The organism is Frigoribacterium sp. Leaf186 (genome assembly GCF_001423905.1).
GTDB lineage: Bacteria > Actinomycetota > Actinomycetes > Actinomycetales > Microbacteriaceae > Frigoribacterium.
On sequence record NZ_LMPQ01000001.1, the window covers coordinates 797,695 to 810,170 of the forward strand.

At 71.1% G+C, this 12,476-nt stretch carries 9 protein-coding genes and 1 tRNA gene; 3 read left to right on the plus strand and 7 right to left on the minus strand.

Annotated elements, in window-relative coordinates:
• Window positions 1–14: 14 nt before the first annotated feature.
• Together ASG05_RS03670 and ASG05_RS03675 are read right to left on the minus strand one after the other, a co-directional pair.
• Window positions 15–971 carry a proline/glycine betaine ABC transporter permease gene (locus ASG05_RS03670; RefSeq protein ID WP_082486322.1) on the minus strand — a complete coding sequence of 319 codons (957 nt, stop codon included), beginning with the start codon at window positions 969–971 and terminating at the stop codon, window positions 15–17.
• The gene (locus tag ASG05_RS03675) at window positions 968–2,239 is read right to left on the minus strand and encodes a glycine betaine/L-proline ABC transporter ATP-binding protein (protein WP_235491373.1); all 1,272 of its coding nucleotides are present in this window, start codon (window positions 2,237–2,239) and stop codon (window positions 968–970) included. Before ASG05_RS03675 ends, ASG05_RS03670 begins: the two co-directional genes overlap by 4 nt.
• 481 nt (window positions 2,240–2,720) lie before the next feature.
• On the opposite strand from ASG05_RS03675, the gene ASG05_RS03680 reads away from it, so the two are divergent.
• The gene (locus ASG05_RS03680; RefSeq protein ID WP_056257406.1) at window positions 2,721–4,259 is read left to right on the plus strand and encodes an amino acid permease; all 1,539 of its coding nucleotides are present in this window, start codon (window positions 2,721–2,723) and stop codon (window positions 4,257–4,259) included.
• A gap of 197 nt (window positions 4,260–4,456) precedes the next feature.
• On the plus strand, window positions 4,457–5,923 hold the full coding sequence (locus ASG05_RS03685) for a hypothetical protein (RefSeq protein WP_056257409.1): 1,467 nt from the start codon (window positions 4,457–4,459) through the stop codon (window positions 5,921–5,923).
• A gap of 8 nt (window positions 5,924–5,931) precedes the next feature.
• On the opposite strand, the gene ASG05_RS03690 is transcribed toward ASG05_RS03685, so the two are convergent.
• The 5 genes from ASG05_RS03690 to ASG05_RS03710 all read right to left on the minus strand — a co-directional run bounded on the left by ASG05_RS03690 (window position 5,932) and on the right by ASG05_RS03710 (window position 11,852).
• Window positions 5,932–7,407, minus strand: a complete 1,476-nt coding sequence (locus ASG05_RS03690; RefSeq protein WP_082486324.1) for a glycosyltransferase family 2 protein — start codon at window positions 7,405–7,407, stop codon at window positions 5,932–5,934.
• Window positions 7,404–8,522, minus strand: coding sequence for an NAD(P)-dependent oxidoreductase (locus ASG05_RS03695; RefSeq protein WP_056257413.1), 1,119 nt, complete (start codon window positions 8,520–8,522; stop codon window positions 7,404–7,406). The genes ASG05_RS03690 and ASG05_RS03695 overlap by 4 nt, the downstream gene beginning before the upstream one ends.
• On the minus strand, window positions 8,519–9,907 hold the full coding sequence (locus tag ASG05_RS03700; protein WP_200936690.1) for a UDP-glucose/GDP-mannose dehydrogenase family protein: 1,389 nt from the start codon (window positions 9,905–9,907) through the stop codon (window positions 8,519–8,521). Before ASG05_RS03700 ends, ASG05_RS03695 begins: the two co-directional genes overlap by 4 nt.
• A gap of 15 nt (window positions 9,908–9,922) precedes the next feature.
• Window positions 9,923–11,026 (minus strand): UDP-glucuronic acid decarboxylase family protein, encoded by a 1,104-nt coding sequence (locus tag ASG05_RS03705; RefSeq protein WP_082486326.1) that lies wholly within the window; start codon window positions 11,024–11,026, stop codon window positions 9,923–9,925.
• 753 nt (window positions 11,027–11,779) lie between these two features.
• Window positions 11,780–11,852, minus strand: a tRNA-Lys gene (locus ASG05_RS03710).
• A 97-nt stretch (window positions 11,853–11,949) separates the two neighbouring features.
• Here ASG05_RS03710 and bcp point away from each other — a divergent pair.
• Window positions 11,950–12,420, plus strand: a complete 471-nt coding sequence (gene bcp, locus ASG05_RS03715; RefSeq protein WP_056257416.1) for a thioredoxin-dependent thiol peroxidase — start codon at window positions 11,950–11,952, stop codon at window positions 12,418–12,420.
• The last annotated feature ends 56 nt before the right edge of the window (window positions 12,421–12,476 follow it).

A 12,476-nucleotide genomic window follows, 5' to 3' on the forward strand; every position in this document is an offset into this window, starting at 1 on the left:
TGGCCGGTCGGGGTCTAGGCCGAGGCCGTCGCGGGTTCGCGGCGGTCGGCGGGAGGCAGCGGCTGTTCGGCCTCGGCCCGGTCGGGGGCCGGGGCCGGCGGGACGGACCGGCGGTTCTGCGCGCGGGCCACCCGCCGACTGTGACGGTCGGAGCCGAGGGCAGCCGTCATGCGGTCGAGCACGATGGCGAGGATGACGACCGAGACGCCGGCCTCGGCACCCAGCCCCACGTCGATGCGGTTGAGGCTCGCGACGATGTCGCCGCCCAGCCCGCCCGCGCCGACCATGCCGGCGATGACGACCATCGAGAGCGAGAGCATGATGACCTGGTTGACGCCGGCCATGATGCTGGGCTTCGCGAGCGGCAGCTGGATCTGTCGCAGGATGCGCCACGGCGACGAGCCGAATGCCTGGCCGGCCTCGACGACCTCGTGGTCGACGCCCCGGATGCCCAGCTCGGTCAGGCGGACGCCGGGCGCCATGGCGAACACGATGGTCGCGACGATGCCGGGGACGACTCCGACGCGGAACAACAGCAGGGCGGGGATCAGGTAGACGAAGGCGGGGGTCGTCTGCATGAAGTCGAGCACGGGCCGGATGACGGCCGACGCGACGTCCGACTTCGCCGCGAGCACCCCGAGCGGGATGCTCAGCGCGATCGCGAGCGTGCTGGCCACGAGCACGAGGGCGAGGCTCGACATCGCGTTCTCCCACTGGTTCACCGTGCCGATGAACAGCAGGCCGACGGCCGTGCCGACCGCGAACTTCCAGCCCTTGGCGACGAAGGCGAGGGCCGCGATGACGATCACGACCGCCCAGAACGGAGGCGCGCTCAAGAAGTATGCGACCCACTCGTAGAAGAAGGAGAACACCAGGCGGACGACGTCGAAGAAGCCGCCGAGGTTCGTCGTGACCAGGTCGACGACGTCCGAGACCCAGGAGCCGAAGGGGATGCGCAGGTACTCGTTCATCGGGTGGCTCCTTCGAGGGTGGCGTCGAGCTCGACGTCCGAGATGCGGGTGACGGGTTCGAGCACGGGGACGGGCGAGGTGGTCGTGTCGACGTTGCCGAGGGCCGCGAGCAGCGTGACGCGCGGGATGACGCCCAGCAGACGGTCGGCGTCGTCGACCACGGCGATCGGCAGCGGGCTCTCGACGGCGAGCTCGAACAGGTCGACGAGGGCCGCGTCGGGCCCGACCTTCGAGAACTCGGCGTTGACGATGGCGGCGAGGTCGGTGTCGTTCGCCTTGACCTGCCGCATGACGTGGCGGTCGCGCACCCAGCCGAGCAGCTTGCGGTCGCGGCCGGTGACGAAGAGGGCCGCGGTCTGCAGGTCTCGGAGCGACCGCAGGGCGCCGCGCGGGCCGACCGTCAGGGGGACGACGGCGCGGGCGGGCTCCATGACGCTCGCCGCGGTGAGGACGCGGGCCCGGTCGACGTCCTGCACGAACTGGGCGACGTAGTCGTTGGCCGGGTCGGTGAGGATGTCCTCGGGCGTGCCGATCTGCACGATGCGCCCGTCGCGCATGACGGCGATGCGGTCACCGAGGAACATCGCCTCGTTGAGGTCGTGGGTGATGAAGACGATGGTCTTGCCGAGCTTGGCCTGCAGCTCGACGAGCTGCTCCTGCATCTCTCGGCGGATCAGCGGGTCGAGGGCCGAGAAGGCCTCGTCCATCAGCAGGATGTCGGTCTCGGCGGCGAGGGCACGGGCGAGGCCGACGCGCTGCTGCATGCCACCGGAGAGCTGGCTCGGCAGCTTGTCCTCCCACCCGGCGAGCCCGACGATCTCGGTGACCTCGCGGGCCTTGGCGAGGCGCGCCGCCTTGGCGACGCCCTGCACCTCGAGGCCGTAGGCCACGTTGTCGAGGACGCTCCGGTGCGGCAGCAGGGCGAAGTGCTGGAACACCATCGAGACGTCCCGGCGACGCACCTCGCGGAGCCTCTTCGCCGGGACGTCCGAGATCCGGGCGCCGGCGACCTCCACCGAACCCGAGGTGGGTTCGAGCAGTCCGTTGAGCATGCGGATGAGCGTCGACTTGCCCGAGCCGCTCAGCCCCATGACGACGAATATCTCTCCGGGCTGCACGTCGAACGAGGCGTCGATGACGGCGGCGGTGCCGAGGCCCGCGGCCTCGGTGCGCGAGGCACCGGCCTCGAGTCGGGCGACGGCGTCCTTGGGTCGGCGGCCGAACACCTTGTACAGGTTCCGGGCACGCACGGCAGGCGTTGTGGTCACAGGTGTCTCCAGGCGCGCCGAGGGGGCACCGGCCGCTCGGGCCGGCTCGCCGTCGGCGGCGATCGGGTCGGGCGGACGGGTCGACGACGCGTGCGGATCGTGTCGGCTCAAGCCCACCGTGGTGTCACGGGGCGAACCTGACCTCCGCCGGGTCGGTCATGGGACCGGACCCTCGCGCCACCAGACCGTACGACGACCTGTGTCCGAGTGGGTCGGACCACCGGTCTGCGCGTCCTGATGATGACGGGCCCGATGCTCTCGGGCCTCCACGACCGTAGCCGACATCTGTCGTCCATCCGCGTGGCGACCCGTCGTCGAGGGGACCCGGGACGTACCCCGTCACGGCGTGTCGCCCGTGCCCATGGGCATCGTGATCGTCACGCTTTCGTTACGCGCGTGTGAATCGCCCCCGCGCCTCCTGGGGGTTCGCCCGGCGGCCGGTCGTGACGCGGCCGGACCCGATACGGGCTACGGTCGACCGATGACGAGTCCCACGAACGGGGGCGGCGACGCCTCGACCGAGACGCACCTGCCCCAAGACTTCTCGCACGAACAAGAGGGCTTCCAGCACGGGTTGAAGCCACGCCAGCTGCAGATGATCGCCATCGGTGGCGCCATCGGCACGGGGCTCTTCCTCGGGGCCGGCGGACGCCTGGCGTCGGCGGGCCCGGCGCTCGCGATCGTCTTCGCGATCTGCGGCGTGTTCGCCTTCTTCATCTTGCGCGCGCTCGGCGAGCTCGTGCTGCACCGTCCGTCGTCCGGTTCGTTCGTCTCGTACGCCCGCGAGTTCTTCGGCGAGAAGTTCGCCTACGCGGCCGGCTGGATGTACTTCTTGAACTGGGCCATGACCGCGATCGTCGACGTCACCGCGGTCGCCCTCTACCTGCACTACTGGTCGGCCTTCACGGCGGCGCCCGACTGGCTGCTGGCCCTGGTCGCGCTGGCCGTCGTGCTCTCGGTCAACCTGCTGGCCGTCAAGGTCTTCGGCGAGATGGAGTTCTGGTTCGCCATCATCAAGGTCGCCGCCCTCGTGGTGTTCCTCGTGGTCGGCGTCGTGTGGCTCGCGGCGGCGTTCCCGGTCACCCAGGACGGTGCCGCCGTCGACACCGGATGGGGGCTCGTCGCCGCCTCGGGCATCCTGCCGAACGGCCTGCTGCCCGCGGTGATCGTCGTGCAGGGCGTCGTCTTCGCCTACGCCGCGATCGAACTCGTGGGCACGGCGTCGGGTGAGACCCAGAACCCCGAGAAGGTCGTCCCCCGCGCGATCAACACGGTGATCATCCGCATCGCCGTGTTCTACGTCGGCTCGCTCGTGCTGCTGTCGCTGCTGCTGCCCTACACGGCCTACAAGGCGGGCGAGAGCCCGTTCGTCACGTTCTTCGGCAGCATCGGCAGCCCGGAGGTCGGCGAGATCGCCGGCTCGATCATGAACTTCGTCGTGGTCACGGCGGCGCTCTCGAGCCTGAACGCCGGCCTGTACTCGACCGGTCGCGTGCTGCACTCGATGGGCATGAACGGCTCGGCACCGAAGTTCACGACGAAGATGTCGAAGGGCGGCGTGCCGTTCGGCGGCATCCTGCTGACCGCGAGCATCACCCTGCTGGGCGTGGTGCTGAACGCGATCGTCGGGGCGAACACGGCCTTCGAGATCGTCCTGAACATCGCCTCGCTCGGCATCCTGACCGCGTGGGGCACGATCATCCTGTGCCAGATGCGGCTGCGCCAGTGGGCGAAGCAGGGCAAGGCGAAGGAGCCCTCGTTCAAGCTGCCCGGTGCGCCGGTCACGAGCTACCTGACGCTGGCCTTCCTGGCGGCGGTCATCGTCCTGATGGCGATCGACTGGCCGATCGGGTCGTTCACCGTCATGTCGCTCGTCGTGATCATCCCGCTGCTGATGCTCGGCTGGCACCTGCAGCGCGACCGCATCCTCGCCGCCGCGCGCCTGCGCGAGGGCATGACCGGCCCCTACCCCGTGACCGGTCGCGACGCGGCCTCGCAGGTCCCCCGCGACGGGCAGTAGGCGCGACCACCCCGAGGAGGCGCGGGTCGCGCGGCCGCGCACCGCGCCTCCTCGGCCGTCGGCGCCGGGCACCGCGCCCACCGTCCCCGAAGAGGGGCGTGTGGCACCCACCCCGGTCGCGTCACACTGGGGAGCACCTGCCGGAGGGCGACAGCCCCACCCGGCCCGTGCCGTCGCGCGACCGAAGGGACCGTCTCGTGCCTCCGCTCCACCCCGACCTGCTCGGCCACGCCGTCTCGCGGCGCGGGCTGCTCGCCGCGGCCGGCGTCGGCCTCGCCACCGTGGCCCTGGTCTCGGCGTCGCCGGCGGCCGCCGCCACCACCGTGACGGTGCCCCGCATCGACACCCTGGCCCTGTTCCGGCAGACCTACCCCGGCGGCCTCCGCACCCTCCACGTGTCGGGCACGGGTGACGACGCGCGCTCGGGCCTGGCGCCCGACCAGGCCAAGCGCAGCATCCAGGCCGCCGTCGACGTCAGCCGACCGGGCGACCGCATCGTCGTGGCGACGGGCACCTACGGCCACACCGAGTTCTTCGACCGTCACGGCACGCCCACCGCCTGGATCACGATCGAGGCGGCCCCGGGCGCCAAGGCCGTCATCGACGTGTCGGCCTCGCGTGCCTCGTGGGACCGCACCCGCTGGACGAACGGGCTCGACGTCCAGCTCTCCAGCCACGTCGGCGTCCACGGTCTCGAGATCCGCGGCGACCAGGCGTCGCCCGACCCCGACCCCTCGGGCGTCGCGGTCTTCCGCCGGTCGCACGCCGTCGCGATCTGGGCCTGCGACGTCCACGACTTCCCCGGCGGCGGCGTCAACTGCTTCGCCACGGGGGCGGCGACGGTCGGCGGGACGGCCCTGCCGGCCGGCGGGTGGGACGCGGTGGACGTCTTCTTCAACCGGGTGCACGCGACCTCGCGGCGGTCGACGTACAACACCTCGGGCATCAGCTTCTTCGGCGGGCAGTCGCTCGGGTCGTCCGTCGGTGACGGGCGCTACGGCTACCGGGCCGTCGGCAACCACGTCTTCGACGTCGTCTGCACGGTGCCCTACGCGCCGGGCGGATTCGACTTCGTCACGGACGGCAACGGCATCAGCGTCGACTCCCTCGCCGTGCCCAACTCGCTGTCGGCCGGGTTGCCGCCCTACCCGAAGCGAGGCCTGGTCGAGGGCAACGTCGTGGTGGCCTGCGGCGGACGCGGCGTCTACGTCTACAACTCGCGCGACGTCGACGTCGTGAACAACACGGTCGTCGGCAACCTGCGCACCGCCAGCCCGGCCATCACGGGGTCCACCGACATCGCCGTGGTCCTCGACCGGCCCGTGGTCGACAACGGCGTCGTCATCGCGAACAACGTGATCGCGCCGCTGTCGACCCCGCGGGCCTTCGACCGGGTGGCCCAGACCGTCGTGGGCAACACGACCCTCGGGGGGACGGACCCGGTGCCGGCCGGCAACTCCAGCCAGCGTCGCTCCGGCCTGTCGGCCTTCCGGGTCCGACCGTCCGTCGCCTCGCTGGCCGCCGGGCTCGACCCCGCCTCGCTCGCCCCCCGGGTCGACAGGCTGGTCGCCCGTCGCAGCGGCTCGTCCGGGCTGCCCGCCCTCGGCCGCGGCACCCGCGCCGTGGGCGGCACCATCCCGGTCGGTGCCGTCCGCAACGGCTAGGGCCGACCTCAGCCCGCGACGACCTCGTCCGCCTCTCGACCGGACGCGTGGGCGCCCCGACGGATCGAGACGGGGGCGACGAGCTGGTCGTCGAGGTCGTCCCCGGCGGAGCCCAGACGGACGAGCACGTTGTTGGCGTCCCGCTTCTCGGTCCGCTCCCACACGAGGCCGCCGTCTCGCAGGAACATGCTGTAGCCCTTGACGAGCGGCAGCAGCCACCACAGCCAGTAGCCGAGCACGAAGACGAGGTTCACGCGCGCGACGTAGGCCAGCCGGTCCCGTCGGCGGGGCAGCACCGGTCTCGACGCGACCCCCGCGCGGACCATGCCGTTCACCATGAGGGCGAGGGCCAGCGAGGCGGTCACGAGGCACAGGACGACCGCACCGACCGGCAGCACGACGCCGAAGGCCAGCACCGCCACGATCGCCCAGAGCCCGACGGCGAAGCCCACGGGGTTGAACGCCAACGACAGGCACGGGACGAAGTTGAGCCGCGCCCGGAACCGCTGCGCCGGCGTCATGCCCATCCGCACCAGCGGCGTGTGCAACGACTGGAAGAACCCGGCGACCCAGCGCTTGCGTTGGGTGACCCCCTGGCTCCAGGTCGCCGGGACCTCCTCGATCAGGGGTGACTCGACGACGCCGAGGCGGGCGCCGTTCGTCCAGAGGCGCATGCCGACCTCGGGGTCCTCGATGGTCAGCCACGGGTGGAACCCGCCCGCCGCCACGACGTCGCCGAACCGGAAGAACAACCCCTTGCCCAGCACGTAGAACGGGTGCTTGCCGTGGGCGGTCATGTGCTTGTAGAGGGTGGAGTCCCAGGCGATGTGGTCCATCGCGTAGAAGGACGCCGGCCAGCTGCTCATCAGGTTCCCGGTGATGTTCGTGTTCTGCACGACGTCGAAGGTCTCCATGCCGACGGCGGCCGTCCGCCAGTAGTCGGTCGGCACGACGCTGTCGGCGTCGATGTACGACAGCAGCGCGTCCTCGTTGCCGGGGGCCACCTGGTAGGTCGCCCAGACGAGCTGGCGCGTCTTCTTCGGCGGCAGGTCGCGGTCGCCCCGGCGCTTGTCCTGGTGCCACCAGTAGGCCTTCGGGTTCTCGTTCCAGGCGTTCCACACCGCGTCCCAGCTGGGGTCCGTGGTCGGCGGCACCGCCATCACCTCGAGGAAGGGGAACTCGAGCCTGAGCCGCTCGAGCGAGGCGATCGTCTCGTGGTCGTCCGAGTTCGGGATCGACACGACGCGCAGCAGCTCGGCGGGGTAGTCCGCGCGCTGCATGCCCGTGAAGGTCGTGCGCATCGTCTGTTCGAGCTCGTGCAGCACGGGGTAGAACAGCACGATCTTCGGCAGCGGCCGGGTGGGCGCCTGCTCGCGGTCCACGAGGTCGACGGGCAGCAGGTGGAACCAGTAGGTCACCAGGATGCCGACCAGGTACACGACCTGGACGACGACCAGCGACCAGGTGAGGAGGTCCCCGGTCATACGGTCAGCCCTCGCTTGCGCAGTTCGTCGTTGGCCGCCGAGACCCGGTCGACGGCGGTCTGCTCGCTCACCCAGGCCACGAGCTCCTGGACGCCCTTCTCCCGGAACCGGTACTCGGGCTCGAAGCCGAGGACCGCCTTCGCGAGGGTCGGGTCGGCCCAGCAGTGACGGATGTCGCCGGCCCGGTACTCCCCCGTGACGATCGGCTCGATGTCCTCACGACCGAGGGCCTTCGCGAGGACGCGGGCCACCTCGACGATGCTGATGGGGTCGCCGACGCCGATGTTGACGGCCTGGCCGGAGGCACCGGGCGCGGTGAGCGCGAGCACGGTGGCCCGGGCGACGTCCTTGACGTGGATGAAGTCCCGCATCTGCTCGCCGTCCTCCATCACGATCGGCCGCTCGCCGTTCAGCAGTCGACCGCTGAAGATGGCGGCGACGCCCGTGTACGGGTTGGACAGCGCCTGGCGGGGGCCGTAGGCGTTGAAGTACCGGACCGCGGTGACGTCGATGCCGTAGGCGGCGCCGACCGAGAGCACGAGCAGCTCCTGGTCCATCTTCGAGATCGCGTAGACGCTCGTCGGGAACAGCGGCTTCGTCTCGGCCGTGGGCAGGGGCGCCGACGGCAGTCCGCAGACCGGGCAGCCGGGTTCCCAGTCGCGTGCGATCAGCTGGGCCTCGGTGCGGAGGCGCGGCGCGACCGTCCCGTGCTCGACGCAGGTGTACGACCCCTCGCCGTAGATCGACATGGACGACGCGACGACGATCTTCTTCACCTGGTGCTCGGTGTTCACCAGGATGTCGAGGAGCAGGGCCGTGCCGCCCGTGTTCGCGTCGACGTACCGCGAGATCTCGTACATCGACTGCCCGACGCCGACCTCGGCCGCCAGGTGGACCACCTGGTCGACGCCGTCGAGGGCGGCGGTGAGCGCGGCCCGGTCGGTCATCTCGCCGAGCACGAACTCGGCCTCCTGGGGGACGTGGAGGGGTCCGGCCCCACCGTGCACCTGTTCGACGAGCTTGTCGAACACGCGGACGTCGTGGCCCTGCTCGAGCAGGATGTCGACGACGTGCGAACCGATGAACCCGGCTCCGCCGGTGACGAGGATCTTCATGCGACTGCTTCTTCCTGACGGACGGGCGATGCCGTCTCGACGAACGGGGTGACGTTCCAGACCGGGGCCGACACGGGCCGCCCGAGGGCGTGCACCGTCCAACCGGCCGCGGTCCAGAGGGTGGTGTCCAGGGCGTTGCGACCGTCGACGACGACGGCGTCCTCGACGAGCGAGGCGAGGAGGCGCGGGTCGGCTTCGCGGTACTGCCGCCACTCGGTCAGCAGCACGAGCAGTTCCGCCCCGGCGACGGCGTCGCCGAGGTCGTCCGCGTAGCCCAGCTGCGGCGCGACGCGACGCGCGTTGTCGACGGCGGCGGGGTCGTGCACCGTGACGACGGCACCGAGGTCGTGGAGGCCTCGGGCGACGTGGAGGGCCGGCGAGTCGCGCACGTCGTCGCTGTCGGGCTTGAAGGCCGCCCCCAGCACGGTGACCCGCCTGCCGACGAGGTCGCCGTCGAACCGGGCCGCCGCCAGGTCGAGGACCCGCTGGCGTCGACGGTCGTTCGTGGCGTCCACCTCGGCCAGGAACTCGAGCGCCTGCCCGACGCCCAGCTCGTGCCCGCGGGCCCGGAACGCCCGGATGTCCTTGCCCAGGCACCCGCCGCCGAAGCCGACGCCCGCGTTCAAGAACTTGCGGCCGATGCGGGCGTCCTCGCCGATGGCGTCGGCGAGGACCGTCACGTCGGCGCCGACGGCCTCGCAGACCTCGGCCATCGAGTTGATGAACGAGATCTTCGTCGCGAGGAACGAGTTGGCCGCGACCTTGACCAGTTCGGCCGTCTCGAGGTCGGTGACGTGGGTCGGCGTCCCCCGGTCGAGCACGGTGGCGTACACCTCGCGCAGCACCGCTTCGGACGAGGCGTCGTCGACCCCGAAGACCAGACGGTCGGGGGCGAGGGTGTCCTCGACGGCGAACCCCTCGCGCAAGAACTCGGGGTTCCAGGCGAGGGCCGGCGCGACGCCCGGCCGAGCCGCCGAGGCGGCCAGGGCGGCGAGTCGCCGTGCCGTGCCCACCGGGACGGTCGACTTGCCGACGATCAACGCCGGTCGGACGAGGTGCGCGGCGAGTCCGGCCACGACCGCGTCCACGAACCGGAGGTCGGCGCGGTCGGAACCGGGCTCCTGGGGGGTGCCGACGCAGACGAAGTGGACGTCGGCGAAGGCGGCCGCGTCCTCGAGGCTCGTGCTGAAGCTCAGGCGCCCCGAGGCGACGCCCCGGGCCAGCAGCTCCCCGAGGCCGGGTTCGTGGAACGGTGCCCGCCCGGCGGCGAGTTCGGCGATCTTGTGCGCGTCGGAGTCGACGCCGAGCACTTCGTGGCCGAGTTCGGCCATGCCGGCGGCGTGCACGGCACCGAGGTACCCGGTGCCGATGACGGAGATCTTCACGTGTCGTCCCCCGTCTCAGGCGGCCGGTCGAGCGGCGAGGCGCTCGTCGAGTCGGGTGGACGGGCCGGAGTCGCCTCGGGCCACGATGACGTGGTCCGCCAGTGCGTCCACCGGGGTGGCCGTGACCACGGCGTCGCGGCCGGTGGGCTGACCACCGGTGAGGGCCTCGGCGGCCTCGCGCACCTCCTCGGGTCGTCCGGCGAACCACTCGACGGTGCGCTTCAGCCCGTCGAGGATGCCGACGGTCGGGGTCCAGCCGAGCACCTCGCGGGCCCTCGTGATGTCGGGTCGGCGGCGGGTCGGGTCGTCCTGCGGCAGGGGGTGGTACTCGATGTCCGAGGCCGACCCCGAGAGCGCCACGACGAGCTCGGCGAGGCTCGCCACGGTGCGCTCGGACGGGTTGCCGAGGTTGACCGGGCCGGTCTCGTGGCTGTCGAGCATGGCGACGAGGCCACGGACCAGGTCGTCGACGTAGCAGAAGCTGCGCGTCTGCGACCCGTCGCCGTAGATCGTGAGGGCGTCGCCGTTCAGGGCCTGGGCGATGAACGAGGTGACCACGCGGCCGTCGACGGCGCGCATGCGCGGCCCGTAGGTGTTGAAGATGCGGACGATGCCGACGTCGGTGCCGCGGCTCCGGGCGTAGGCCATCGACACGGCCTCGGCGTAGCGCTTGGCCTCGTCGTAGACGCTGCGGGGACCGACCGGGTTGACGTGCCCCCAGTAGTCCTCGCGCTGCGGGTGGACGTGGGGGTCGCCGTAGACCTCGCTCGTCGAGGCGACGACGAAGCGGGCGCCGTGCCGGTCGGCGAGCTCGAGCAGGTTCTCGGTCCCCCGGCTGCCGACGAGCAGGGTCTCGAGCGGCATCCGGTGGTAGTCGGGGGGCGAGGCGGCGCTGGCGAGGTGGGCGACGGCGTCGACGTGGTCGTCGGCGTCGGCGACCCATGTGGTGACGTCGGCGAGGACGAGACGGAATCGAGGGTGGTCCTCGACGGTGCGGAGGTTCTCGGTGCGACCGGTCGACAGGTTGTCGACGCAGGTGACGCGATCTCCTCGGGCGAGCAGGGCCTCGCACAGGTGCGATCCCAGGAATCCGGCTCCGCCGGACACGACGATGTGCATTGTTCGGGTGACCTCTTCTTCGGGTGAAAGGGGTTGAGGGCAGTGCGGTGGTGCGGCAGTGCCGGGGTGCGGCACTGCGGTGGGACGGACGTCCGGGTGACGTCGGATCGTGGGAGCCGGTCGGGAGTCCGGCGCCGTTCGGGCGGCGAACCACGATCTGGGAGTGAGAGTAAGTCGACATCCGCCCCGGGATCGAGGGCGCGGGGCAGATTGCCCGGGTGCCGGTCCCGCTCGCGGGGACGCCGTCACCCGTCCGGGGCACAGGGTGAATCGTGATTCGTCCTTGCGATGCCGGCCTGCGATGCGTCACTCTGTGAAGTCGGCCTCTTGGGGGACTCGGCGTGTACCCCCCGTCGTTCCGGGCCTGTCCGTCGCCGCCAGGCCGCACCCTTCACACCCCGGGCCCCCCGGTCCGCTCGGCGCGCACCACGCGCCCCCCACGACGCCCCTCTGTCAACCCCCACCAAGATCACCCGTTCGGGGGCCACCCCCAGCCCCCGTGCAACGAGCGAAGCGACGTTGCCCCGCGTGCACCGAGCGAAGCGACGTTGCCCCCGGGTGCAACGAGCGAAGCGATGTTGCCCCCGTGCACCGTGACGAGCGAAGCGACGTCACCCCCGCGCAACGGCGACCTGGCGGGCCCGGCTTGCCCCCCGTGCGGCGTCGGCCGCGGTCCGCGGAGCGGACCAAACCCATACGACGAAAGAATCCCCCGGTTCTGCGAAGCAGAACACGGGGGACCCAATTCTTTCGTGCACCCCCTCGGACTTGAACCGAGAACCCACTGATTAAGAGTCAGTTGCTCTGCCAATTGAGCTAGAGGTGCGAGCTGCGATCTCTCGCAACGACGGTCAACACTAGCATGAGATGCGACCCACTCAGAACCACCGGTGCCCTTCGGGGCGCCCGCAGATCGGAGCACCATGGCCACGAAGCTCGAGAAGGGCGCTGCGGCGCCGACGTTCACCCTCGACGACGAGAACGGTTCGCCCGTGTCGCTCGCCGACTACTCGGGGCGGAAGGTCATCGTGTACTTCTATCCTGCGGCGTCGACGCCGGGGTGCACGACCGAGGCGTGTGATTTCCGCGACAACATCAACTCGCTGAAGTCGTCGGGCTACCAGGTGCTGGGCGTCTCGAAGGACGAGCCCGAGGCGTTGCGGGCGTTCAAGGACGAGCAGGGGCTGAATTTCCCGCTGTTGAGCGACCCGGACCTGACGGTGCACGAGGCGTACGGCGCCTACGGCGAGAAGAACTCGTACGGACGCATGGTGACGGGCACGATCCGCTCGACGTTCGTCGTCGACGAGCAGGGGGCGGTCGAGCTGCCGCTGTACAACGTCAAGGCGACGGGGCACGTGGCGTCGCTCCGCAAGAAGCTCGGCCTCGACTGAGGCTCGTCGGCGAGGCGAGCGCAGGAGGCGCGGTGCCGGTCCTCGAGGCCGGCACC